The organism is Microbacterium sp. SLBN-146 (genome assembly GCF_006715145.1).
GTDB lineage: Bacteria > Actinomycetota > Actinomycetes > Actinomycetales > Microbacteriaceae > Microbacterium.
On the sequence record NZ_VFMR01000001.1, the window covers coordinates 1,986,699 to 2,009,255 of the forward strand.

The following is a 22,557-nucleotide window of genomic DNA, read 5'->3' on the forward strand; positions in this document are numbered from 1 at the left end:
AGGCTCGGCGTATATGGGGGCGTCTGTGGACAGACCGAAGGCCGGGATGCGTTGCATCCCGGCCTTCGGCGACAGATCAGAGGGGCCGGATGTTCGCGGCCTGCATGCCCTTGGGGCCCTGCTCGGCGTCGAACTCGACCTTCTGGGTCTCGCGGAGCTCCTTGAAGCCGTTGCCGGTGATCGCGCTGAAGTGCGCGAACAGGTCGGCGGATCCGTCGTCGGGCGCAATGAAGCCGTAGCCCTTTTCGGAGTTGAACCATTTCACGGTGCCAGTGGCCATCGTGTCTTTCCTTTTTCTTTTCGGGCCGCGTGAGCGACCGGGGGTGCCGCGCCGAAGTGTGCGGAGCGGACGGATGGGGTGCGCCGTGGGCGCGGGCGGAATCCGGGTGACGGATGCCGCGAGGGCACGCTGCGCGTGCTCCTCGAACTCGTGGAAACCGAGGAAGACGCCGTGCGCGTCGTGCGCCTCGAAGCCGAGCGGAGTCGAGCTCACGAAGCCGGCGTACTCGCCGGCGCGTGTGGCCACGAAGACGGCGTCGTCTGCCTGACGCCAGTGGAGGCCTGGTGAAGAAGTGTTGTGGGTGACGTACGTCAAAGGGTCTTTCAGGGGATCGCATGATCGCATCGGTGCGATGCTGCGGAAGTCGAAGGGATGAAGGGGCTGTCGTGATCGACAGTCGCGGCGTCAGGGCGCGAATGCGGCGAGAAGACGCGAATGAACCCGATTGGGCCATGCCAGCCTAACATCCCTCGTGGTCTTCGCCTACGTTCCGTCGGAATCGGTGCAACGAATACTGCGAGGGCGGCACATTCCTGTGCCGCCCTCGCAGGTTTTCCAGCGCCTCGCAGAGGACGCCTCGTCGTCAGACCGTCGCGTCGCGCTTCGGCAGAACCCATCCGGCGCGCGGGAAGTGGCACGTGTAGCCGTTGGGGTAGCGGATCAGGTAGTCCTGGTGCTCGGGCTCGGCCTCCCAGAAAGGACCCACGGGCTCGATCGTCGTGACGGCCTTGCCGGGCCACAGGCCCGATGCGTCCACATCGGCGATCGTGTCGCGCGCGACCTCCTCCTGCTCGGGGGACAGGGGGAAGATCGCCGAGCGGTAGCTCGTGCCGATGTCATTGCCCTGCCGGTTGAGCGTCGAGGGATCATGGATCTGGAAGAAGAACGCGAGGATGTCGCGATACGAGGTCTGCGTCGGATCGAAGACGATCTCGACGGCCTCGGCGTGGCCGGGGTGGTTGCGATAGGTCGCGTGGGCGTTCTGGCCGCCCGTGTAACCGACCCGCGTGTCGATGACGCCCGGCTGGCGGCGGATCAGGTCCTCCATGCCCCAGAAGCACCCGCCCGCGAGGACGGCGGTCTCCAGGCCGGGGCTCTGGGTGATGGTTCCGGTATCGGTGCTCATGATGCGTTCTCCTGCGTGGTGTTCTCGAAGAGGGAAGAGTATGCGCCGTATCCCTCTTCCTCGAGCGAGGCGAGGGGGATGAAGCGCAGGGAGGCCGAGTTCATGCAGTATCTCAGGCCTCCCGCCTGGCGGGGGCCGTCGTCGAAGACGTGACCCAGGTGGCTGTCGGCGCCCGACGATCGCACTTCGGTGCGGCGCATCCACAGGGTGCGGTCGGTCGTCGTGGTCACGGCTCCGGGGTCGATCGGTCGGGTGAAGCTCGGCCATCCTGTGCCGCTGTCGTACTTGTCGGTCGATGAGAACAACGGCTGACCTGAGACGACGTCGACATAGATGCCGGGCTCATGGGTGTTCCAGTACTCGTTGCGGAACGGCGGCTCGGTGCCGTCCTTCTGCGTCACGCGGTACTGGATGTCGGTGAGGCGGCTCACGGCCTCGGGGGTCTTGCGGTACTCGGTCGTCACGATTCCTCCTGAGTCTTCCGCCACTGGCTGCAGCGTCACAGAAGACAACGGCGCCGCAGTGTCATTTGGTCCCGTGAACCTGGGAGGGGGCAGTGAGTTCGAGGGTTCAGTCGCCTCTCGGCGTGGCGGCCCGCGCGATCGCGTCGGCGACGCGGTCGATCGCCTCCGTCGCGATGTGCAGATTGAGGGCGGGTTCGACGAGTTCCACTTCGAGGAGCAAGAGGCCGTACTCGGCGGAATCGACGGTGTCGACGCGTGCATACAGGGGGACCGCCCCGCCGGTGACCTCGACGACGGCGTCCAAGACCCGCTCGACGAAGCCGTGCTCGGCCTCGGTCGTCTCGACGGCACGCGGATTCTCGACGTACACGCCCCCGATGAACCCGCCGCCGATCTCGAGGAGCGCCCCCTTCGCGATCGCGTGGCTGTAGTGGCCATCGACGGCGTAGAGAGCCTTCTCGTGGCCCGCGCTGAGCTCGGGGATCTCGGGCTGCACCATGACGACGTCGCCACGCGAGAGGATGCGCTCGGCGAGGGCGACGGCGCGGGGATCGGTCGCGTCGAACAGACCCGTGTCCTTCGCGCCCGCCGAGACGGCGGGCTTCACGACGACGCGGGTGTGGGCCGCGACCGCGTCGCGCGCCTCGGCGACCGTCCGGCAGTAGCGCGTCGGAACGACGGCGATGCCCGCTCGCTCGAGATCGGCGAGGTAGTGCTTGTCGAGGTTCCAGCGCATCGTCGCAGGCGCGTTCGCGACGCGCGTCGCGAGCTCCGCCCGATCGAGCCACGCGTGGAACTCGTCGGGCCGGTCGGGGTAGTCCCACGGGGAGCGGAGCACGAGGAGGTCGTAGGCCTCGAGCTCAGCGGCATCCGAATGCCAGACGACGGCTTCGGCGTCGACATCGCGGGCGCGCAGGGCGTCGAGGAGAAGCGGGGTGTCGTGGTCGGGGTCCACGGGGGAGTAGGTGTCGGTCACGACGATGCCGACGCGGGGACGGAGAGCGGTGGTCACGAGTGTCGAGCTTATTGACGGCGCCTATGCGCCGGTGACGGATGCCGCGGGCCCGTCGCCCGTTGATGCGGGCCGTGGGCCGCCCGCACGCAGTTCGGTCACGATCGCGATCCATCGGACGAGGAAACGGGGTTCATCGAGGCGCCGGCGCCGCATCCACGACGTCACCTCGTCATTGCACTTGCTGGCGTTGCACGATCGGCACGCGGGGACGACGTTGTCGAGCGTGTACCTGCCGCCCCGGGAGATGGGCAGGACGCAGTCGCGTTGGAGCGCGACCCCGTCGGCGCCGCAGTAGGCACACGAACCCCACGCGTCGAGGATCGCGAACCACTGCGCGTCGGTGAGGTCGCTTCCGGATGCCGCGACCCGACGTGCGCGCCGCCGGGAGGCGCGCGCGGCACGTGTCTGTCGGACGACCATGACCCTGACGCTAACGGGCCACGCGACGGCGCCGCGTGTGCCGCGCGGTAGCCTGGAGGACATGTCCCGCATCCTGCTGATCGGTGGCCACGGCAAGGTCGCACTGCTTCTCGAGCCCCTTCTGACCGGCCGTGGGGATCACGTCACCGCCGTCATCCGCAACGCCGATCACGAGGTCGATGTCGCGGCAACCGGGGCGACGCCCCTCGTCGCCGACATCGAGGCCTTCGACACGCGCCAGCTGACGAATCTCGTGAGCGGCAACGACGTCGTCATCTGGTCCGCGGGCGCGGGCGGGGGGAGCGCGCGGCGGACGTACGCCATCGACCGCGACGCCGCGATCCGCTCGATCGACGCGGCCGTGGCCGCAGGCGTGAACCGGTACGTCATGGTGTCGTACTTCGGTGCCGGCCGTGATCACGGTGTGCCGCCCGAGAACTCCTTCTTCGCGTACGCCGAATCCAAAGCGGCGGCAGACGAGCACCTGCGCGCGAGCGGCCTCGACTGGACGATCGTCGCGCCGAGCAGCCTGACCCTCGACGAGCCCACGCGTCGCATCGACACGGAGGCCGAGGAGTCGGGCTCCGTTCCGCGAGCGGACGTCGCGGCGGTCATCGCCGCCGTGCTCGCCGACGACACCACGATCGGCCGCACGATCTCCTTCAACACCGGCGACGTCCCCATCGCGGAAGCCATCCGCGCGTAAGTCCTCCCCGCGTCGCTCCCTCCGTCGACATCCCGGTGTCTCGCCGAGACGCCCCGTTGTTTGCGCCCAATAGCGGGGTGTCTCGGCGATAAGCCGGAGTCTCGACGAAGAGTGGGGTAGGGATGCCCGCCGCCGCTGTGGTGGCAGAAGGCTGGGAGGTGGCTGCGCGACCTATCGTTGAGCGGGTGAGCGATATATCGTTGAGTATCGTTCAACGCGGTGGGCTACGGCTCCGCCGCTCGACGCAGGAGGTTGCCATGAGTGGATTCTCGATGGGCGGACGCTCGTTCGGTGGGAACATGGGCGGAGGCGCAGGCTGGCCCACGGGTGGGCTGTGGGATGCCATGGAGCAGCTCCGCGGAGAGTTCGATCGTCGCGTGGGAACACGCATGGGCCGCGGCGACGTGCGCGCCGCGATCCTCGCGATCCTCGCCGAGCAGCCCATGCACGGCTACCAGATCATCCAGGAGATCGAAGAGCGCAGCCACGGGGCATGGAAGCCGAGCCCCGGCTCGGTCTACCCGACGCTCCAGCTCCTCGCCGACGAGGGCCTCGTGCTCGCGGAGGAGTCCGGTGGTCGCAAGACCTATTCGCTGACAGAAGAAGGCCGTGCCGTCGCGGATGCCGCGGGCGACGCGCCCTGGCACGGCGAGCAGTCGCGCGAGTTCACCCGGGCGACGGCGCTTCCCAAGGCGGGCGCCAACCTCGCACAGGCGACGATGCAGGTCGCGACGACGGGGACCCCGGAGCAGGTCGAGGAAGCGATCGCCGTCCTGGAGGATGCGCGTCGTAAGCTGTTCGCGATCCTCGCGCAGGACTGACCGGAGTGCCGGCGGAAGGCGCCGAGGGCGCCCCCGCAGTCGCGCCGCGACGCCCGTCGCAAGGAGACCCCATGCCCGACGGCCGATCGTCGCGGTCTCGGTATCGTCGCATTCTTCGATTCGCCGCGCGCTATCTCGTCGAGGCGTGGTGGTTCGAACTCACGCTGCCGCGATTCGGTTTTGCCCGATTGGCGGCGCGTGGCCGATCGCGCCGCATGCAGCGCCTCGCCGAGAACTTCCACGCCCTCGCCGTCGAACTCGGCGGCCTCATGATCAAGGTCGGACAGTTCCTCTCTTCGCGTCTGGACGTCCTGCCGCCCGAGATCACGAAAGAGCTGGAGGGACTCCAGGACGAGGTTCCCCCCGTCGATTTCGCTGAGATCCGCGCACTCGCCGAGCGTGAGCTGGCGGTACCCCTCGACCGCGCGTACGCCTTCGTCGACCCGGTGCCGCTCGCCGCGGCATCCCTCGGTCAGGCGCACCGCGCGCGGCTCGCCCCCACGGATGCCGAGGACGTGGGCTTCGTCGAGGTCGTGGTGAAGGTGCAGCGTCCGGGGATCGACGAGATCGTCGCCGTCGACCTCGCGGCCCTCCGTCGTGTCTCGCGCTGGCTCAGTCGTGTGCGGCTCGTGTCGGACCATGTCGACGCCCCCGCTCTCGTCGAAGAGTTCGCCCTCACGAGTCTCGACGAGATCGACTACCTCCACGAGGCTGCGAACGCCGAACGCTTCGCGGCGGACTTCGCCGACGATCCTCGTGTCGCCGTTCCCGACGTCGTGTGGGAGCGGACGACTCGACGCGTCCTGACGCTCGCCGATGTGACGGCCATCAAGATCAACGATGTCGAGGGGCTCCGCGCGGCCGGGATCGACCCGAACGAGGTGGCGACGGACTTCGCCGCCGTCATGTTCGACCAGCTCTTCGTCAACGGCTACTTCCACGCCGATCCGCACCCCGGGAACATCTTCGTCACGCCGCTCGAAGGAGCCGCGCGTGCGTGGCGGTTCACCTTCATCGACTTCGGGATGATGGGAACCGTCCCCGACCGGCTGCGCTCGGGGCTGCGGAAGGTGCTCATCGCGGTGGCCGCGCGCGACGGGAGGGCCCTCGTCGCCAGCATCGGCGATGTCGGAGTACTCCTTCCGTCGGCCGACACGGCGGAACTCGAGCGCGCGATGATCCAGCTCTTCGCCCGTTTCGGAGGAATGGGCTTCGCGGAGCTCGCCGAGGTCGATCCCCGTGAGTTCCGTGACTTCGCCGTCGAGTTCGGCGATGTCGTGCGATCGCTGCCGTTCCAGCTCCCCGAGAACTTCCTCCTGATCGTGCGGGCGATGTCGCTCACGTCGGGGATGTGCAGTTCACTCAACCCCGCTTTCAACATCTGGGATGCCGTCGAGCCGTACGCGGGTCGGCTGCTGCGGGACGAACGCGGGAACATCGTGAGCGACGTCGCGCAGCGCGTCGTGTCGGCCGCAGGTCTCGTCGCGCGCCTGCCGCAACGGATCGATGACACGCTCACCCGGCTGGAGGACGGTCGGCTCGCGGTCGATACGCCGAAGCTCGACCGACGGATCGGGGCGCTCGAGCGCGCGGGCCGCAGGGTCGTCTCGGCGATCCTCTTCGGCGCCCTCCTCGTCGCGGGGGCCGTGTTGCGCTCGGCCGACGAGGTGTTCGGGACGGTGCTCATGGTCTCGTCGATCCTGCCGCTCGTCCACGCGCTCTTCGCCGGTTGGTTCGCGCGCCGCGTCGGGCGTTGAGGATCGATACCGCACAGCGCTCCGGCCGCAGATATCGAGCCGTTTCATAGGAACTCTCGGCTAGCGTCGATCCCACAAGGGGAGTACTCCCAACAGCGGCGGCGTCGTCAATACGGACACGGAATCGTGTCCCGGCCCGCAGACCCGGCAGCGGGTGGAGGAGACCTTGGCGTCACCCCACGCCCGCGTCTCTCGACTCTCTCTGGAGGACCCCATGAGCAAGCTCAACCGACTCTTCGATCTCGCATCGAAGGCCCTCGACAAGGGCGATAAGCGTTCCGGCTCCGCCGGGTCCGGCACCGATTGGCGCGGCATGGTCCGGAGCGCGACCGACGCTCTGTCGGGCGACAGCCGGCGCGACTCCCCGGCCCCCGCGACGTCACCGCGCCCGGCGACGGGGCTCACGCCCCCCGCTTCGAACCCTCCGACGGCGGGTTCCGGCAGCCGGGCGAACCTCACACCGCCCTCGGCGTTCGAGGTCTCTCCGGCTGATCGCGCTGCGATCGCCCGCTACGACTACCTGCTCCAGACGGCGGATCCCCACCAGGTCGAGATGATCCATCGCGACGCGTTCGAGCGGCTGACGCCGGAGCAGCGGGCGCTCGTGGAGCGTCGCATGCAGACGGAGCTCCCTCCGCACGAGCGTCCCCGCTCGGCGTCGGCGAGCGATCTCGCCCGCGCGGCGGGCCGCACCGAGGCGACGAGCCCCGGGCGGATGCGCGGTCTGCTCTCGCGTGCGGGCAGGGCCGGGGCCGTCGTGGGCGCCGGGGGCGCCGTCGTCGGTGTGCTGGGCGCCGTGGCCGGGGGTGCGATCCTCTCGAGTGTCGCGGGGCCTCTGCTCGAGCAGGCGGCCGGCTGGGGCGTCGACTTCGACACGCTCGCCGCGGGCGTCGACGTCGAGTCGATCGCCGGTGACGCGCTGGGCGGCGTCGGCGACGCCGTCGGAGGCATCGGCGAGACGGTCGGCGGTGTCGGCGAGCAGGTCGGCAGCTGGGGAGAGCAGCTCGGCGGATTCGAGATCCCCGGACTCGGAGACTTCTTCGGCCGTTGACCTGCGCGTCGTGTCGCCTGCCTGCGCGACCGACGTCCGGCGCGCTAGCGTGGACGCGTGATTGCGCCGGTAGACCCCACGTCCACGTCCGCATGGAGCGAGCTCACGGCCGCTCGGGACTCGTTCCACCCCGATCTGCGCGGCTGGTTCGCGTCCGACCCCGATCGGGTGGGGCGCATGACCCACACGCTCGGCGATCTGCACGTCGATCTGTCGAAGAACCTCGTCACCGACGAGATCCTCGCCTCGCTCGTCGCGCTGGCCGACGAGACGGGTGTCGCGGCGCGCTATGCCGACATGATCTCGGGATCGCACATCAACACCAGCGAGGACCGCGCGGTGCTCCACACGGCGTTGCGCCGACCGGCGGGGGTGGCCCCTGAGCTCGTCGTGGACGACCAGCACATCGACCGCGACGTGCACGAGGTCCTCGACGCGCTCTCCGCCTTCGCAGAGCGGGTGCGGTCCGGCCAGTGGCGGGGTGTCACGGGCAAGAAGGTCACGCACGTCGTCAACATCGGCATCGGCGGGTCGGACCTCGGACCCGTCATGGTCTACGAGGCCCTCAAGCCGTACGCGGATGCCGGCATCCACGCCCGCTTCGTCTCGAACATCGACCCGACCGACATCGCGCACAAGACCGCAGACCTCGACCCCGAGACGACCCTGTTCATCGTCGCCTCCAAGACGTTCACGACCCTGGAGACCCTCACCAACGCGCGTCTCGCGCGGGAGTGGCTGTGGGCGCGATTGTCCGAATCCGGGGCCATCGGCGACGATGACGACTCTCGCACGGGAGCGGTCGCCCACCACTTCGTGGCGGTCTCGACGGCGCTCGACAAGGTCGCCGCCTTCGGCATCGACCCCGCGAACGCGTTCGGGTTCTGGGACTGGGTCGGGGGACGCTACTCCGTGGACTCCGCGATCGGGCTGTCGCTCGCGATCACGCTCGGCCCCGACGCCTTCCGCGAGCTGCTGCACGGGTTCCACATCGTCGACGAGCACGTGGCATCCACGCCCCTCGAGCGCAATGTGCCGGTCCTCATGGGACTCCTCAACGTCTGGTACGTCAACTTCCTCGGGGCGCAGACGCACGCCGTCCTGCCGTACGCGCAGCTGCTGCACCGCTTCCCGGCCTACCTGCAGCAGCTCACGATGGAGTCCAACGGCAAGTCGGTGCGATGGGACGGCTCGGCCGTGACGACCGAGACGGGCGAAGTGTTCTGGGGTGAGCCCGGAACGAACGGCCAGCACGCGTTCTACCAACTCATCCACCAGGGCACGCGACTCATCCCCGCCGACTTCATCGCCTTCGCGACGCCCGTGTACCCCCTCGAAGACGGCGGACGCGACGTGCACGGGCTGTTCCTGGCCAACTTCCTCGCCCAGACGAAGGCGCTCGCCTTCGGGAAGACCGCCGAGGAGGTCGAGGCCGAAGGAACGACCGGCGCCCTCGTCGCGGCGCGCACCTTCCCCGGCAACCGTCCGACGACATCGATCTTCGGACCCGCGCTCACCCCCTCTGTCCTCGGGCAGCTCATCGCGCTGTACGAACACATCACGTTCACGCAGGGCACGATCTGGGGCATCAACTCGTTCGATCAGTGGGGCGTCGAGCTCGGCAAGCAGCTCGCCCTCCAGATCGCCCCCGCGATCGAGGGCGACGCTGACGCGGTGGCCTCGCAGGATGCCTCGACCCGCGCCCTCCTGGACTACTACCGCACCCACCGGGACTGACGCTTGCGCGAGCGCCCACGTCGCGGAATACTCGCGGCGTGGGCGACATCATCGTCGTACGGCCGAGATCGGCGCTGGCGCGTCGGATCGAGTGCGAGCGCGTGCACGACGGCAGCGTCGAGGCGCGTGAGAGCACGGCGGAGATCGGCGGCGTGGCGCTGCGCGTGACGCAGGTCCTGAATCTGTCGCAGGTGGCGTCGAAGTACATCGCCGAGACGGAGAAGAACCTGCGAGAGGTGTTCGAGCGTGCCGAGCGCTCCGACGCCGTGATCGTCTACGACGAGGCAGACGAGCTGTTCGGCTCACGCGCATCGGGGGATGCCGCCCCCTGCGTGCGGCTGTCAGCGGCGGACTTCGCCACGGTCCTGCGCGCGCGTCTCACGCCCTGACGGCGGCTCCGGCCGGTCCTGCAGCTTCGTCCACCACAGGAGCAGCAGCGCGCCGACGGCGCCTGCCCACAACCACGACGCGACCCCGCCTGCCGCGCCCGCGAGGAAAAGACCGCTCGCGACGGCGAAGACCCACGTGAGAACGGATGCCAGTACCGTCACGACCGCGGCGAGCGTCGCCGCGACCGGCGCTCGGCGGAAGACGTCGACACCACGGAGTGCACCCCGGCGTCCCCGCGCCGCAGCGGGGAGCACGCACGCCGCCGCGACGGCGACGAGGGGAAGCGCGAGCGGCACGAGGATGCCCACGAGGATTCCGGCCACGAGGATCACCCCCGTCCAGGCGAGCACCGATCGCCACGCGACGGGGAGTCCCACGATGGCCGTGGTCGCTGCCGACGTCACCGCGATCTGCGCGAAGAGCGCGAGCGCGGAGACCGCCACGGCTGCGATGAAGGCCGCAGACTCGGTCGTGCCGGTGCCCGGAAGCGCCGTGACCCCCTGCACAGCGGCACCCAGCAGGACGATGCCTACGAGTCCCATCCACGACCGTCGACGTCGGCGCGTCATCGCCCCGCCATCGCCTTCTCGAGCACATCGTGGAGCGACCCGTCGTAGAGCGTCTCGTCTCCGACGACGACGATGAGCGCATCGGGGGCGTCGGAGGTGGAGGTGATCCGGATCGTCGTGCCGTCGAGGGTGTCGCCCGCGCACGCGACGGTCCCATCGGTGTCCGTGCAGACGGGCGCCGTGCGGATGTCGACGCCCTCGTCGACGAGCACGTCGAATCCCGCGAAGCGCACTTCGGCGAGGCGGTCGCCTCCCACGGGCGCGATCGCCTCGATCTGCGAGCATCCCGCCAGGAGCATCAGGATCACACTGAGGGATGCCACGGCCGCGCGCTTCATCGGCGGTTCCTCTCTTCGTGGGCCAGGATGCGGCCGCGCTCGGCGATGTGCTGCGCCTCGAGCGCGGCATCAGTGATCTGTTCGAGGTCGAACGGCGCCGGCAGCAGGAGCTCGGTGTTGCGATCGAGCGGAGATCCCCGGCGCATCGACGGAGACTCGGCCCAGTCGTTCGCGGCGAGCTCCCGTGCGCGCGACGCGAGGTCGATCGATCGGCCCGAGGATCCCGGCACGGCGGGCGACGCGTGGTCGAGGACCGTCGTGAACAGCGACAGCGTTCCGTCGCGGTTGTCGACGATCTCGATCACCTGCTGCTGCTGCGGGAAATCGATGCACGACGCCGTCGTGATCTCCCAGAATCCGCCCGTCGGCGACGTGTGGGCGAGGATCTGATTGAGGTGCGTGTGGCCGTTGAGCCACGCGACCGCGACGGGATGCCGAAGGAGGAGATCGATGACGGCGTCGGCGTGGTGGAGCACGTCGTTCTGCCCCGGCCGCTGTGCCGTGTTCTCGAGGGTGAGGCTGTTGTGGTGGCTGAGGACGAGGACGAGCTTCTGCTCGGCCTCTGCCGCCGCGAGCTCCGCCTCGAGCCAGCGGAACTGCACGTCGGGGAGAGCGCCGTCCGGTCCCGCGACGGAATTGCACGTGTCGAGGCCCAGGACGCGCACGTAGGGACTGAGTTCGGCGCGCCACCAGGTCTCGCCGGTGTCGAGGTTCTGCTGTGTGAAACCGTGCCCCACGGGACCGGGTTCCCGCTCGGTGCGGAAGTGCTCAGCCATGAACTCGCGGTTCTCGAACAGACGCCGCTCGGGATTCGCCGTGACGCTGCGCATGCCCGGTCGCCCGAACCCGAGCGCCAGTCCGAGGGTGTCGACGGCCTGCTGCACCGCACCGCCGCTCGACGCGTAGCCGTTGAGGGCGAGAGCGGCGGTGGCCTCGAGCGAGAACGACTTACGCCCTCCGACGGCGAGCGCGTGCAGTTGCGGCGTCAGGGTGAACGTCCCGAGGAGCAGCGTGTCGTGGTTGCCGTAGACGGCGTACCAGGGAGCGGGGAGGCCCGGCGAGGTGACGGGGTTCGCGATGGCGTCGGCGAGCAGTCCGCGGAGCCGGGGGAAGCCGTATTCACCGAAGGCGCCGCCCGTCGGATCGTCGGGGCGGTATGCCCACGTCGCCTCCGGCCAGGCCTGCACGCCCTGGAACACCCGTCCCGACGATGCGGGGTCGATCGCGAGCCCGTCCATGAGATCGATGTACCAGCGCAGTTCGAGATGCGAGTGCATGTCGGCGCTGTCGCCCGTCACGACGGCGGCGGCCATGGGCGCTCCCGTGAGCGGGCTGTAGCGAGCGTCCGAGAAGGCCTGCACCATCGCGGCGGTCGTGTGCGGGCTGAGGGGATCGTGCGGATGGAACGCCGATCCCCAGGCCGAATGGTCCTGCACGATCATGGGTTCGATCCGCCCCGGAGACTGCGCGTCGATGACGTGCAGGTCGGACAGGTGGCCGACGTACAGGAGCGACCGTCGCCTGGTGGTCCGCGTCGCGTCAGCCGTCCGTCGCAGGACGTCCAGGCGCGGGATATAGGGCTCGCCCGGCCCCGTCGTGAGGGTGCGGTAGCTGCCCGCGGAGACACCGCCGTGGAGGATCGTCTGCAGCAGCGTCGTGGGCACGGCTTCGGCGGTCGCCGCCGGGGGAATGGCCGCCGCGCGCAGGGCTTCGGCCGGGATGCCGAGGCTTGCCGCGACGAGGGCCGTGCGGGCGAGAAAGGCGCGCCGGGAGAGTCCGCTCATCGGTGCTTTCCAGTCGGGGGGACGACGAATCAGCCACATCATGGCAGGAGTGGATGCCGCGGGCCAACTCTCCTTCCGCCGGGTGTCCCGGGGGTCGCTCGCACCGTTCACTCAGGAGACGTGGACGGGTCGTCCAGGCGGCATGGGGCACACTCGATGGCTTGCGTCCGCACCCGAGGGCGCAAGCCGTGTTCTTCGGAGGTTCCCCCGGCATGCCCGCATCCGCTCGTCTTCGTTCCCTCGCCATCGGCGCGCTCTGCGCCGGCCTCGCCCTCGGTGCGATCACGGTCGGCGGTCTCACACGGACGGGCCCCGTCTCGGCTGCCGCCGCGGCATCCGTCGTCCCCACCTATGGAGCCGTCCCCGTCGCTTCTGGACCTGCTCCTTCGTCGCTTCGGGGTCCGCTCGATGCCGTCGTCGACGATGCGGATGCCGCGCTCGTCGAGGCCCGCGCCGCCCAGCGGGACGTCTCGGCGGTCACCGGCGCCGTCGCGCGGTCAGGGCTCGATCTGCCCCTCGACACCGCCATCGACACGACCGACCTCGAGCAGGCGATCTCACGCCTCGAGAACGCCGATCTCACCCCGGTCCTGATGCTGCCCGCCCTCAGCGCGGAGGCATCGGACGCGACGGACGCCGCGGCCCTGCGCACGGCCGTCGTGCGGACGGTCCTCGACACCGCGCTGCTCCAGCAGGCGGCGGAGGATGCCGCCGTCGAGGCTCAGCGCCAGGCGGAAGCCGCGGCAGCCGCCGCGCAGGCAGCCGCGGAAGCCGCCGCGCGGGCCGCCGCCGAAGCGCAGGCACGTGCGAACACGGTGGAGGGCGCTCAGGCCGTCGCGCAGAGCATGGCAGCCGAGCGTTACGGCTGGGGTGCCGACCAGTTCTCGTGCCTCGTCTCGCTGTGGAAGAAGGAGTCGGGGTGGAACTACCAGGCCTACAACGCGTCGAGCGGTGCCACCGGCATCCCTCAGGCTCTTCCGGGGAGCAAGATGGCGACGGCCGGTGCCGACTGGCAGACGAACGCGACGACCCAGATCGCATGGGGCCTGGACTACATCGACCGCGCCTACGGCACCCCGTGCGCCGCGTGGGGGCACTCGCAGGCGACCAACTGGTACTGATCCGGATGCCGCGGCGGCACGCGCCTCAGACGAAGCGGACCCAGTTCGCGACGGCGCCCGTCTCGATCCGCTGACGCAGCTCGAGGCGATCGCCGTCGACGGCGTAGAGCGAAACGGTCGTCGAGCGTTCCCCCGCGGCGACGAGGAAGGCGCCATCGGGACTCACCGCGAACCCGCGTGGTTGCTCCTCGGTCGTGAAGAAGCGTGTCGGGGCTGAGAGGGAGCCGTCGTCGGCGACCTCGACGGCGGCGAGCGTGCTCTCGGTCCGTTCGGAGCACCAGAGGCGTCGTCCGCCCTCGCCGATGTGGATGTCCGCACCCCAGATGACGTGATGCTCGAGCGGGTGGATCCCGAAACGACTGTGTCCGAGATTCTTCCCCGGGTCGACGGCGCTCGCCGAGCCGCGCAGGTCGAGCGTGCCCGTGACGGTGTCCCGCGCGTAGTGCAGCACCTCGCCCGAGAACTCGGTGAGGACGTAGACCGCGTCCTGCGCCTCGCTGAGCACGAGGTGGCGGGGGCCGCTCCCGGCCGGTGCCGGGACGGTTTCCGGATCGAGGGGGTGCAAGCGCATCTCGCCATCGATGGAGTACTGCGCGATGAGGTCGTCGCCGAGCGAGACGAAGTAGGCGAATCGTCCGTCGTCGCTCGGGAGGACCGCGTGAAGGTTGGCGAACTCGATCCGCGAGACGGGGGATGCCACGACACCGTCCTGGATCGTGGCTGAGAAGCCGTATCCCGCGCCGTAGGCGGCGCCGAGCAGGCCCGTGCCGCCCCGTGTGAGCGAGAGGTAGTTCATGCCGCCGACGGGGAGGTCGAGCCTCGAGCGGTGTGTGAGGCGTCCTGTTTCGCGATCGAGGGCGAGCGTCGCGACGCCCGCGTGTTCGTGCTCGCCTCCTGCCTTGACGGCGGCATACACGAGGTCGCGGTCGGCGTCTATGGCGAAGGCCGAGCAGCCGACGAGCCCCTCCGTGACGGCGAGTCGCTCGAGGGATCCCTCGGAGAGCCGGAAGACGCTGATGCTGCCGTCGCCGGAGTTGGCGACCAGGACGAGTGCGGAGTGGGTCACCCTTCGATCGTAGACAGGGTCGCCGTCAGACGCGGCGGAGCAGCACCACGGAGTCCCCGAGCGTCGCGGGCGCCCCATCCGGCCCGACCGCCGCGCGCGAGCGGACGTCGACGATGAGCGTCTCCCACTCGGTCGCAGGAAGATCGAGGCTCGCGAGCTCCTGCTCGGGTGACAGGAACACGTGGTGCGCGACGTGCTCAGGTCGCGCCCAGGGCGGCGGCGCCGCGTGCGACACGACGAGGAGATGTCCGCCCCGTGCCACGAGACCGGCGGCGCGGCGAAGCGCCCGCGCGCGGTCCAGCGCGACGCGGGAGTGCAGGAAGCTGGCGGTCACGAGCCCGAACGAACCGTCGATCCCTGCGGCGCCGAGCGGGTCCGTGTCGTCGAGGTCCCCCGCGATGAATCGCGCGCTCACGCCCGCCTCCTCGGCGGCCGCCTGAGCGCGGGCGATGGCCGCCGCGGAGAGGTCGATCCCCGTGGCATCCCACCCGCGGCGTGCGAGCCAGACGACATCCGCGCCCTCTCCGCAGCCGAGGTCGAGGGACCGAGTCGGCACGAATCCGCCCACGACGTCGACGAGGGTCGCGTTGGGGTTCCCCGACCACATGCGGTCGGCGTAACGGTCGTTCCAGTAGCGTTCGGGCTCGGCGATGGCGCGGGCGACGTCCTCTTCGACGAGGGCGGCATTGGCGCCCGCACCCGCCATCGAGCCCGCGCCCATCGAGACCGGCACGTTCGCGTAGGGAGTGACGACATTCCCCGCGGCCCAGATGCGAGCCGAGCTCGTCCGTCCCAGCGCGTCGACCTCGAGGAGACCCGCGTCCGTCCGCGCGAGTCCGAGCCCCGCGACGAAGGCGTCGTGCGGACGGGGCGCGCCCGCCGTGAAGATCGCGTCGACCGGAACGCGGCGTCCGCCCGCGAGGTGCACGGTTCCGTCTGCGAACGCGACGACCGGATGCGTCTCGACGCCGATGCCGCGTGCACGGAAGGCGCGAAGCACGTCGGGAGCGAGTTCGCCGGCCGCCGCGGTGAACACCACGACGTCGTCGCTCCACTGGCGGACGAGCTGCGCCTGGTGGAGCTGCAGCGGCGACAGCAGCAGTACGCCCAACCGCCGGTCGCGCACCTCCCAGCCGTGGCAGTACGGGCAATGGAGGACGGTCGACCCCCAGCCCTCCGCGAGTCCCGGGATCGCGGGGAGTTCGTCGGTGATCCCGGTCGCGATGATGAGGGCGCGGGCCGTCTCCGTGCGGCCGTCGGTCATGCGGACGGTGACGGACGCGTCGCTCTCTTCGACGGCATCGACGGATGCCGCGACGATCTCCACGCCGTACGCCTCGAGCTCGGCGCGACCCCGGTCGAGGAGCTCGGCGGGCGGTATGCCGTCGTGCCCGAGCACGCCGTGCATGTGCGCCGCGAACCGGTTGCGCGGTGAACCGGCGTCGACGACGAGCGTGCGACGGCGCGCCCTCCCGAGCATCTGCGCGGCGCTGAGGCCGGCGATGCCGGCTCCGATGACGATGACATCCCACTCTTCCATGTGCTCAGCATGAGTGGCACGATGTCAGAGAGCAAGCTAGTTTGCTGAATCAGCAAGGAGAGCGAATGACCGACGACTTGGCTCACGTGGGTCCGCGCCTGCGGGCGGCACGACAAGCGAAAGGACTCACGCTCGAAGAGGTGGCGGGACGATCCGCCATGTCGGTCAGCACCCTGTCGCGGTTGGAATCGGGCAAGCGCCAGGCGACCCTCGAACTCCTCGTGCCGCTGACGCGGCAGCTCGGCATGAGTCTCGACGACCTCGTGCGCTCCGAGACGAGCGACCCCCGTGTGCGCCGCGCGGCGGTGAAGCGCCACGGACTCATCGTCGCGCCGCTCGCGCTCGAGGACTCGCCCGTGAGCACCTACAAGGTCACATTTCCGCCTGTCGCGGACCTTCCCGACCTTCGCGTGCACGACGGGTTCGAGTGGCTCTACGTACTCAGCGGAAAGCTCCGTCTGCGTGTGGGCACGCAGGATCTCATTCTCGGTCGCGGTGAGGCCGCCGAGTTCGACACGCGGACGCCCCACGCGCTGAGTGCGTCGGGATCACGCGCCGCCGAAGTGATCAGCATCTTCAACGCCGCCGGCGTGCGTCTTCACACCCACGGCCTCGACGAGACCGGGAACGAGGGTGAGGCGTCAGTACCAGCCGACGGACTGTGAGTGGCTCCAGGCGCCGCATGGCGATCCGTAGCGGCCGGCGATGTAGCCGAGTCCCCAGCGCACCTGCGTCGCAGCGTTCGTCTGCCAGTCGCCGCCCGCGCTGGCCATCTTGCTGCCGGGGAGCGCCTGCGGGATGCCGGTCGCACCGCTTGAACGGTTGTAGGCCTGGTAGTTCCAGCCCGACTCCTTGTTCCACAGCGACACGAGGCACGCGAACTGGTCGTCGCCCCAGCCGTACTCGGGGAGCATGGCGCGTGCCGATGCCTGCGCGCCCGCGGGGCTGTTGTCTCCCGCCGTCCCGCCCGTCGCGTAGACGGGGTTCGGTGCGGCAGGGGCCGCCGGCGTCCGTGCCGCTGCGGCAGCAGCTTCCGACGCCGCGGCGGCCTCGGCCTCGAGACGTGCCTTCTCGGCAGCCTCCGCCTCCAGGCGTGCCTTCTCTGCGATCGCGGCGTCGAGGGCCGCGCGGAGCTCGGTGACGCGCGCGTCGACGGGGTCGACGAGGTCGACGACGTCCTCCGTCAGGCCGGGGAGGAAGATGGTGTGCTGTGCGTCGGTCCCGCGCTCGAGACGCTCGGTCGCCTGCGAAAGCTCGTCCGTCGCGACACCCGCGTCCGTCGCGCCGAGGTCGACACCTGCGGCCGCGATGTCCGCCTGGACGGTCTCGGCCGCGTCGAGGGCGCCTTCCGCCGTCGCGAGAGCTTCACGGGCCGCCGTGACGACATCGGATGCCTCGGCGGAGCCCGCGATCATGGCGGGCTCGACGGGCAGAGAGTAGGACACGAGAGCGAAGTCGTTGAAGGGGGCTTCGGCCTGGTTCGCCGACACCGCCTGCGCACTCGAGACCGGGAGGCCGCCCGTCACCCCTGCGGTGGCGAGAAGACCGACGGCGAGGCTCGCGGCGACGATGGCGGGGCGGCGACGCGAGCGGCGTTCCGCGAGGCGGCGAAGTCGGCGGGCAGGGGAAGAGGACGTGTCTGAGCGCATCGAGAAAGAGTTCCGTATCGGGTGTCCGCGCCGTCGGGTAGGCGCGGTGAGGCCGCAGAGCGGCGCAAGTCACGCAGTCTGCCCACCCAGGCTGGACAGGCAAGGTACGTTCCCTGGGTGTTTCCTGTGAGCGGTGAGACGATTCGCTCCTCGAGGACAGCCCCGAGAATGGCCTTCGCAGTACCCTGGCGGGGTGCATCGGATCTACACCATGGCCTTCTCCGCGGTCTATCCGCTGTATGTCGCGAAGGCCGAACGGAAGGGGCGCACACGAGCCGAAGTCGACCAGGCGATCCGCTGGCTGACCGGCTTCGACGAGGATGCGCTGAACCGACATCTGGCTGAGAACACGACGTTCGAGGAGCTCTTCGCGGCGTCCGATCTCAATGCGAACGCCACGCTCATCACGGGAGTCGTGTGCGGGGTCCGGGTGCAGGACATCGAGGATCCACTCATGCAGAAGATCCGCTATCTCGACAAGCTCATCGACGAGATCGCGAAGGGACGCCCCATGGAAAAGGTCCTCCGTACGGCCTGAAGCGCCTCGGCCGGCGTTGCGGCGCCGGTGTCGCGAGTCCTGCGTACGCTGGGCGGGTGCCCGACTCACATCAAGAGCTGAGCGCACGGGAGCAGTTGTCGGCGCTCGCCGAGGCCGCCGCTGAGCGCCGCGCCGCACCCCGTGCGACGATCTCTGCCGCCACGAATGGTCCTCCGTCGTCCGACGGCCGACCGGCGGCGATCCTCATCCTCTTCGGCGTCCTCGACGATCTGCCCGCCGATCGCGACGCCCGCTCCGCGACCGTCGGGCGCGACCTCGACGTGCTGCTCCTCGCGCGCGCGACGACGCTGCGGTCTCACCCCGGACAGGTCGCGTTCCCGGGAGGGCGGGTCGATCCGGGTGATGCCGACGCGGTGGCCGCAGCCCTCCGCGAAGCCCAGGAGGAGACCGGCCTCGACCCCGAGGGAGTCGACGTGCTCGGTGTTCTCGAAGAGATCCCTCTGGAGTACTCGCAACATCTCGTCACACCCGTCCTGGCGTGGTGGCGTGAGCCGTCTCCCGTCCGGGTCGTCGACGTCGCCGAATCCGCCGACGTGTTCCGCGCTCCCGTGGCCGAACTGCTCGATCCGGCCCATCGCGGCTCGACCGTCATCCGGCGCGACGGCGGCGAGTGGCGCGGGCCGGGCTTCCTCGTGCCGCACGCGTCGGGCGAGCATCTCGTGTGGGGCTTCACCGGGATGGTGCTCGACGAGATCTTCAACAGGCTCGGGTGGACCGAGCCATGGGATGCCGCGCGCGAACTCCCGTTGCCGCTGCCGGACGGTGACGACACGGGACGGTGACGACACGGGACGGTGACGACACGGGGCGAGAGCGCGCGGCATCCCCTCACAGACCGCGGAGCTTCTCCAAGAGAGGCTCTGCTGCTTCGGCCAGGAAACGGTCCTGCTGCTCGTCGCCGATCTGGACGATCGCGATGTCGGTGAACCCGGCGTCGATATAAGGGCGGACGCTCTCGGCGATCGCGTCGAGGTCGGGGCCGCACGCGATCGACTCCGCGACGTCCTCGGGACGCACGAACTGCGACGCGGCCTGGAATCCGGCGGGGGTGGAGAGTTCGGCGTTGACGGGCCAGCCGCCCCCGAACCACCGGAACTGATCGTGGGCGCGGGCGATCGCGGCATCCCGGTCGGGATCCCAGGAGATCGGGATCTGGCCGATCTTCCGCGACGTGCCACCGCGCGCGGCATCCCACCCGCTCACGAGCTCCGCGTCGGGCTCGACGGCGATCATGTGGTCGCTGAGGGGAGCGAAGGATTCGATCGATTCGCTTCCCGACACCGCGACGCCGATCTCCACACCGGCATCCGGGACATCCCAGATGCGTGCCGAGTCGACGCGGAAGTACTCGCCGTCATACGTCACGAGCTCACCCGTGTGGAGTTCGCGGATGATCTCGATCGCCTCGGTGAGCATCGTCTGGCGCGTGTCGACGCTCGGCCAGCCCTCGCCGACGACGTGCTCGTTGAGGTTCTCACCCGATCCGAGGCCGAGGAGGAACCGCCCCTCGCTCAGGATCTGCAGTGTCGCTGCTTTCTGCGCAACGACGGCGGGGTGGTATCGCATCGTGGGACACGTCACATAGGTCATGAGCTCGACGCGGCTCGTCGCCTGCGCGACGGCTCCCAGGACGGTCCACGCGTACGGTGCGTGACCTTGACTGACGAGCCAGGGCGAGTAGTGATCGCTCGACACTTCGAAGTCGAAGCCCACGGCCTCGGCGGACTGCGCGTAGCGGACGAGCTCGAGCGGACCGCTCTGCTCGGTCATGAGGGTGTAGCCGAAACGGGTCATGCGATCACCGCGCGGGAGTGCGGTTCTCGGCGCTGACCATCCACGCGAACTGCTCGAGCGACTCGAGGATCGCGTGCAGGATGTCGGCGCTCGTGGGGTCCTCATCGTCGACGTCGTCGTGGACGGCGCGGCAGGTCCCGATGGCGGACTCGAGGCGCTCGGTCATGAGGTCGATGACGTCGGTCGTCGCGACCTCTCCCATGGGGAACTCGGCGAGGGTCGTCGTCTCCGACACGGTGTCGCTCCGGCCGTCGGGGAGGGCGTGCAGCGCGCGCATCCTCTCGGCGATCGTGTCGCTGAACGTCCGAGCGGCCTCGATGATCTCGTCGAGCTGCCGGTGGGTGTCACGGAAGTTGCGCCCCACGACGTTCCAGTGGGCCTGCTTCCCCTGGCTCGCGAGTTCGATGAGGTCCACGAGGACGCGCTGGAGGTTCTCGCTGAGCGCCCGGGAGGCCTGGAAGCCGTTCTCTGCGTTCTGCTCGTCGGTGAGCTGCGCGCCGCCGGTCGCGGTGCGCCGGTTGGCCTTCTTCGGTGCCGTCTTGGTCTTCGCTTTCGTCGCTGTCGTCGACATGGCTGTTCCTTTCGTGCGGATGCCCCGACGCTATGCCTGCGCCGGGAGCAGTGCGCGGGGCTTGTCCGCGCATGGTGTGCGTGCTACTCGCGCTCGGTCCTGTGGAGAACTCCGACGAGTGTCGTATGTATGTTCTATCTTTCAAGGATGGAAGAACAGACCGACGGGCCGGACGATCTCGGGCCTCCCTCCGATGAGGTGCCGGGCGGCTTCGATGACCCGTTCGTCGGTGCGTGCGAGTGCGACGCGTGTGGGACGCACGGCGAGGGCGGCTTCGATCCGCCTGACGCCGTCGATCGAGTCTCCGAGATCTCGAACTATCTCGGGTCCGTCGTCGCCGATCGCCTCGTCGCCGTCGCTGCCATGAGACGTGAGGTCATCGCGGTGGGGCCTGTGCATGCGTCGCTCGAGATCATGGAGCGTTCCGTGCGGCTCGAACTCGCGGCGACGCTGCGGATCACCGAGTACTCCGCGGGCGAACTGCTCGCGCTCGCCGAGGCCGTCGTCGACAGGTATCCCGCGATACGGGGTGCGATCGCGCGTGCGGACATGACCGAGCAGCATGCGAAGATCCTCGTCGCAGGCACCGACAGCGTCGATCCCCTCCATCGCGCCTTCATTCTGGAGCGCGGGATGGAGCTTGCGAAGCACCATCCCGTCGGTCAATTCCGCCGTCACCTCGCACGACTCATCGAGTCGGTCCGCGAGACGACGCTCGCACAGCGTCACGAGGCGGCGCTCGCGGACCGTCGGGTCGCCGTCGAGCCCGGTGCCGACGGCATGGCGTGGCTACACCTCTATGCTCCTGCGGTCGAGATCCACGCGATCCACGGCCGCATGACCGCGATCGCGAAGCAACTCAAGAAGCAACCCGACGAGGCTCGCACGCTCGACCACCTGCGCGCCGATGTCGCGTGCGATCTGCTGATCGACGGGGCTGCCGAAGCGCATCCGGCGCCTGTTCGCGGCATCCGAGCATCGGTCGTCGTCACGGTGCCCGCGCTCGCACTCCTCGGCGACGGTGAGGCCGTGCCGCCGGGGTGCGACCCCGCGAGCGTCGAGGGCGTCGGCCCGATCCCCCTCACGACGGCGCGCCGCCTGTGCGGCGGGTCCGGGGGATGGATGCGCGTACTCACTCACCCCGAGACCGGGATGGTGCTCTCCGTGGGGCGTGACCGTTACCAGCCCCCGCCGGAACTCGCGAAGCTCGTCAGGTGGCGAGCCGAGCGCTGCATGGCTCCGGGATGTGAAGTACCGGCATCCCGGTGCCAGGTCGATCATTCGATCGCGTGGCAGCACGGCGGGTCCACGGCGCTCTCGAACCTCGGTCCTCTGTGCCAGGGGCATCACACCGTGAAGCACCATGGCGGGTGGTCGATCCGTCAGCTCGACGGCGGCGCCATCGAATGGACGTCTCCGACCGGACGGCAGTATGTCGTGCAGCCGGAGAGGCGGGTGCCCGTGTTCCGCCCGACGGATGCAGGGGCGGGGTGAGGCCGCCCTCCTGACGACGGAGTATTCTCGCGGCATGACCGACCGTGCGGGCACGAACGAACCGGGTGGCTCCGACGAACTGGAAGCCGCGCGCGATGCTCTCGTGGGCGACGCCGGGCAGACGACGGTGAGCGCCGAGATCGACGAACTTCGCCGCGAGATCCTGATTGCGCGCAAGGGTCGCACGCGCGAGTAGGCCGCGAGTAAGCACAGATGCCCCCTGGTCGAAACCAGGAGGCATCTGCTCTCAGGGGGCCCTTGCACAAACCCACTGGAGAGGCGAGCCGGCCGAGGTGTCGGGGACC

Annotated in this window: 25 protein-coding genes; 12 read left to right on the forward strand and 13 right to left on the reverse strand. The window is 69.6% G+C overall.

What is annotated here, in order from left to right; genetic code table 11:
* Positions 1–76: 76 nt before the first annotated feature.
* The 5 genes from FBY39_RS08490 to FBY39_RS08510 form a co-directional block, all read right to left on the reverse strand.
* Complete coding sequence (locus FBY39_RS08490; protein ID WP_141934024.1) at positions 77–280, reverse strand: cold-shock protein; 204 nt, start codon at positions 278–280, stop codon at positions 77–79.
* Between the two features lie 583 nt (positions 281–863).
* Entirely contained in the window at positions 864–1,406 is a 543-nt protein-coding gene (msrA, locus tag FBY39_RS08495; RefSeq protein ID WP_141931904.1) for a peptide-methionine (S)-S-oxide reductase MsrA, read from the reverse strand.
* Positions 1,403–1,870, reverse strand: coding sequence for a peptide-methionine (R)-S-oxide reductase MsrB (msrB, locus tag FBY39_RS08500; RefSeq protein ID WP_141931905.1), 468 nt, complete (start codon positions 1,868–1,870; stop codon positions 1,403–1,405). The genes msrA and msrB overlap by 4 nt, the downstream gene beginning before the upstream one ends.
* A 106-nt stretch (positions 1,871–1,976) precedes the next feature.
* The gene (locus FBY39_RS08505) at positions 1,977–2,882 is read right to left on the reverse strand and encodes a RimK family alpha-L-glutamate ligase (protein ID WP_141931906.1); all 906 of its coding nucleotides are present in this window, start codon (positions 2,880–2,882) and stop codon (positions 1,977–1,979) included.
* 24 nt (positions 2,883–2,906) lie between these two features.
* Positions 2,907–3,305, reverse strand: a complete 399-nt coding sequence (locus FBY39_RS08510) for an HNH endonuclease (RefSeq protein ID WP_141931907.1) — start codon at positions 3,303–3,305, stop codon at positions 2,907–2,909.
* 61 nt (positions 3,306–3,366) lie between these two features.
* On the opposite strand from FBY39_RS08510, the gene FBY39_RS08515 reads away from it, so the two are divergent.
* From FBY39_RS08515 to FBY39_RS08540, 6 genes are all read left to right on the forward strand, one after another.
* Positions 3,367–4,011: an SDR family oxidoreductase gene (locus FBY39_RS08515; protein WP_141931908.1), complete on the forward strand. Its 645-nt coding sequence runs from the start codon at positions 3,367–3,369 to the stop codon at positions 4,009–4,011.
* Between the two features lie 257 nt (positions 4,012–4,268).
* Positions 4,269–4,832 (forward strand): PadR family transcriptional regulator, encoded by a 564-nt coding sequence (locus FBY39_RS08520; RefSeq protein ID WP_141931909.1) that lies wholly within the window; start codon positions 4,269–4,271, stop codon positions 4,830–4,832.
* Between the two features lie 71 nt (positions 4,833–4,903).
* The gene (locus FBY39_RS08525) at positions 4,904–6,589 is read left to right on the forward strand and encodes an AarF/ABC1/UbiB kinase family protein (RefSeq protein ID WP_141931910.1); all 1,686 of its coding nucleotides are present in this window, start codon (positions 4,904–4,906) and stop codon (positions 6,587–6,589) included.
* Between the two features lie 214 nt (positions 6,590–6,803).
* A complete protein-coding gene (locus FBY39_RS08530) occupies positions 6,804–7,640 on the forward strand; it encodes a cation-transporting ATPase (protein ID WP_141931911.1) in 837 nt (278 codons plus the stop codon).
* A 57-nt stretch (positions 7,641–7,697) separates the two neighbouring features.
* The gene (gene pgi / locus FBY39_RS08535; RefSeq protein ID WP_141931912.1) at positions 7,698–9,377 is read left to right on the forward strand and encodes a glucose-6-phosphate isomerase; all 1,680 of its coding nucleotides are present in this window, start codon (positions 7,698–7,700) and stop codon (positions 9,375–9,377) included.
* A gap of 38 nt (positions 9,378–9,415) precedes the next feature.
* The gene (locus FBY39_RS08540; RefSeq protein WP_222115678.1) at positions 9,416–9,766 is read left to right on the forward strand and encodes an AAA family ATPase; all 351 of its coding nucleotides are present in this window, start codon (positions 9,416–9,418) and stop codon (positions 9,764–9,766) included.
* Here FBY39_RS08540 and FBY39_RS08545 read toward each other — a convergent pair.
* From FBY39_RS08545 to FBY39_RS08555, 3 genes are read right to left on the reverse strand one after another with little or no spacing between them, the layout of a single operon-like run.
* Positions 9,719–10,336, reverse strand: a complete 618-nt coding sequence (locus tag FBY39_RS08545; protein WP_141931914.1) for a hypothetical protein — start codon at positions 10,334–10,336, stop codon at positions 9,719–9,721. The genes FBY39_RS08540 and FBY39_RS08545 overlap by 48 nt on opposite strands.
* Complete coding sequence (locus tag FBY39_RS08550) at positions 10,333–10,674, reverse strand: hypothetical protein (RefSeq protein WP_141931915.1); 342 nt, start codon at positions 10,672–10,674, stop codon at positions 10,333–10,335. The genes FBY39_RS08545 and FBY39_RS08550 overlap by 4 nt, the downstream gene beginning before the upstream one ends.
* Positions 10,671–12,458, reverse strand: a complete 1,788-nt coding sequence (locus FBY39_RS08555) for a TIGR03767 family metallophosphoesterase (protein WP_141931916.1) — start codon at positions 12,456–12,458, stop codon at positions 10,671–10,673. The genes FBY39_RS08550 and FBY39_RS08555 overlap by 4 nt, the downstream gene beginning before the upstream one ends.
* 212 nt (positions 12,459–12,670) lie before the next feature.
* Here FBY39_RS08555 and FBY39_RS08560 point away from each other — a divergent pair, with 212 nt between their 5' ends.
* Positions 12,671–13,579, forward strand: coding sequence for a phospholipase (locus tag FBY39_RS08560; protein WP_141931917.1), 909 nt, complete (start codon positions 12,671–12,673; stop codon positions 13,577–13,579).
* A 25-nt stretch (positions 13,580–13,604) separates the two neighbouring features.
* Here the strand turns inward: FBY39_RS08560 and FBY39_RS08565 are convergent, their stop codons facing one another.
* Positions 13,605–14,645, reverse strand: a complete 1,041-nt coding sequence (locus FBY39_RS08565; RefSeq protein WP_260837496.1) for a lactonase family protein — start codon at positions 14,643–14,645, stop codon at positions 13,605–13,607.
* A gap of 25 nt (positions 14,646–14,670) precedes the next feature.
* On the reverse strand, positions 14,671–16,185 hold the full coding sequence (locus FBY39_RS08570) for an SAM-dependent methyltransferase (RefSeq protein ID WP_141931919.1): 1,515 nt from the start codon (positions 16,183–16,185) through the stop codon (positions 14,671–14,673).
* A gap of 65 nt (positions 16,186–16,250) precedes the next feature.
* On the opposite strand from FBY39_RS08570, the gene FBY39_RS08575 reads away from it, so the two are divergent.
* Positions 16,251–16,850, forward strand: a complete 600-nt coding sequence (locus FBY39_RS08575) for a helix-turn-helix domain-containing protein (RefSeq protein WP_141931920.1) — start codon at positions 16,251–16,253, stop codon at positions 16,848–16,850.
* Here FBY39_RS08575 and FBY39_RS08580 read toward each other — a convergent pair.
* The gene (locus tag FBY39_RS08580) at positions 16,827–17,834 is read right to left on the reverse strand and encodes a lytic transglycosylase domain-containing protein (RefSeq protein ID WP_186336936.1); all 1,008 of its coding nucleotides are present in this window, start codon (positions 17,832–17,834) and stop codon (positions 16,827–16,829) included. The genes FBY39_RS08575 and FBY39_RS08580 overlap by 24 nt on opposite strands.
* A gap of 193 nt (positions 17,835–18,027) precedes the next feature.
* Between FBY39_RS08580 and FBY39_RS08585 the strand changes: the two genes are divergently transcribed.
* On the forward strand, positions 18,028–18,372 hold the full coding sequence (locus tag FBY39_RS08585; RefSeq protein ID WP_222115679.1) for a DUF2200 domain-containing protein: 345 nt from the start codon (positions 18,028–18,030) through the stop codon (positions 18,370–18,372).
* 56 nt (positions 18,373–18,428) lie between these two features.
* The gene (locus FBY39_RS08590) at positions 18,429–19,175 is read left to right on the forward strand and encodes a CoA pyrophosphatase (protein ID WP_396652262.1); all 747 of its coding nucleotides are present in this window, start codon (positions 18,429–18,431) and stop codon (positions 19,173–19,175) included.
* Positions 19,176–19,221: 46 nt separating this feature from the next.
* Here the strand turns inward: FBY39_RS08590 and FBY39_RS08595 are convergent, their stop codons facing one another.
* Both FBY39_RS08595 and FBY39_RS08600 read right to left on the reverse strand, forming a co-directional pair.
* Complete coding sequence (locus FBY39_RS08595; protein ID WP_141931922.1) at positions 19,222–20,187, reverse strand: LLM class F420-dependent oxidoreductase; 966 nt, start codon at positions 20,185–20,187, stop codon at positions 19,222–19,224.
* A gap of 4 nt (positions 20,188–20,191) precedes the next feature.
* Positions 20,192–20,758 (reverse strand): Dps family protein, encoded by a 567-nt coding sequence (locus tag FBY39_RS08600; RefSeq protein ID WP_141931923.1) that lies wholly within the window; start codon positions 20,756–20,758, stop codon positions 20,192–20,194.
* A 147-nt stretch (positions 20,759–20,905) separates the two neighbouring features.
* Between FBY39_RS08600 and FBY39_RS08605 the strand changes: the two genes are divergently transcribed.
* Positions 20,906–22,252, forward strand: coding sequence for an HNH endonuclease signature motif containing protein (locus FBY39_RS08605; RefSeq protein WP_141931924.1), 1,347 nt, complete (start codon positions 20,906–20,908; stop codon positions 22,250–22,252).
* A 34-nt stretch (positions 22,253–22,286) separates the two neighbouring features.
* A complete protein-coding gene (locus FBY39_RS16430; RefSeq protein WP_160133052.1) occupies positions 22,287–22,448 on the forward strand; it encodes a hypothetical protein in 162 nt (53 codons plus the stop codon).
* Positions 22,449–22,557: the final 109 nt, after the last annotated feature.

What these genes read in the sequence shown, in the direction of transcription:
- FBY39_RS08490 (WP_141934024.1), bottom strand. Translation starts at nt 280, where the DNA reads ATGGCCACTGGCACCGTGAAATGGTTCAACTCCGAAAAGGGCTACGGC.
- msrA (WP_141931904.1), bottom strand. Translation starts at nt 1,406, where the DNA reads ATGAGCACCGATACCGGAACCATCACCCAGAGCCCCGGCCTGGAGACC.
- FBY39_RS08510 (WP_141931907.1), bottom strand. Translation starts at nt 3,305, where the DNA reads ATGGTCGTCCGACAGACACGTGCCGCGCGCGCCTCCCGGCGGCGCGCA.
- FBY39_RS08515 (WP_141931908.1), top strand. Translation starts at nt 3,367, where the DNA reads ATGTCCCGCATCCTGCTGATCGGTGGCCACGGCAAGGTCGCACTGCTT.
- FBY39_RS08520 (WP_141931909.1), top strand. Translation starts at nt 4,269, where the DNA reads ATGAGTGGATTCTCGATGGGCGGACGCTCGTTCGGTGGGAACATGGGC.
- FBY39_RS08525 (WP_141931910.1), top strand. Translation starts at nt 4,904, where the DNA reads ATGCCCGACGGCCGATCGTCGCGGTCTCGGTATCGTCGCATTCTTCGA.
- FBY39_RS08530 (WP_141931911.1), top strand. Translation starts at nt 6,804, where the DNA reads ATGAGCAAGCTCAACCGACTCTTCGATCTCGCATCGAAGGCCCTCGAC.
- FBY39_RS08545 (WP_141931914.1), bottom strand. Translation starts at nt 10,336, where the DNA reads ATGACGCGCCGACGTCGACGGTCGTGGATGGGACTCGTAGGCATCGTC.
- FBY39_RS08550 (WP_141931915.1), bottom strand. Translation starts at nt 10,674, where the DNA reads ATGAAGCGCGCGGCCGTGGCATCCCTCAGTGTGATCCTGATGCTCCTG.
- FBY39_RS08555 (WP_141931916.1), bottom strand. Translation starts at nt 12,458, where the DNA reads ATGAGCGGACTCTCCCGGCGCGCCTTTCTCGCCCGCACGGCCCTCGTC.
- FBY39_RS08560 (WP_141931917.1), top strand. Translation starts at nt 12,671, where the DNA reads ATGCCCGCATCCGCTCGTCTTCGTTCCCTCGCCATCGGCGCGCTCTGC.
- FBY39_RS08570 (WP_141931919.1), bottom strand. Translation starts at nt 16,185, where the DNA reads ATGGAAGAGTGGGATGTCATCGTCATCGGAGCCGGCATCGCCGGCCTC.
- FBY39_RS08575 (WP_141931920.1), top strand. Translation starts at nt 16,251, where the DNA reads ATGACCGACGACTTGGCTCACGTGGGTCCGCGCCTGCGGGCGGCACGA.
- FBY39_RS08580 (WP_186336936.1), bottom strand. Translation starts at nt 17,834, where the DNA reads ATGCGCTCAGACACGTCCTCTTCCCCTGCCCGCCGACTTCGCCGCCTC.
- FBY39_RS08595 (WP_141931922.1), bottom strand. Translation starts at nt 20,187, where the DNA reads ATGACCCGTTTCGGCTACACCCTCATGACCGAGCAGAGCGGTCCGCTC.
- FBY39_RS08600 (WP_141931923.1), bottom strand. Translation starts at nt 20,758, where the DNA reads ATGTCGACGACAGCGACGAAAGCGAAGACCAAGACGGCACCGAAGAAG.
- FBY39_RS08605 (WP_141931924.1), top strand. Translation starts at nt 20,906, where the DNA reads ATGGAAGAACAGACCGACGGGCCGGACGATCTCGGGCCTCCCTCCGAT.
- FBY39_RS16430 (WP_160133052.1), top strand. Translation starts at nt 22,287, where the DNA reads ATGACCGACCGTGCGGGCACGAACGAACCGGGTGGCTCCGACGAACTG.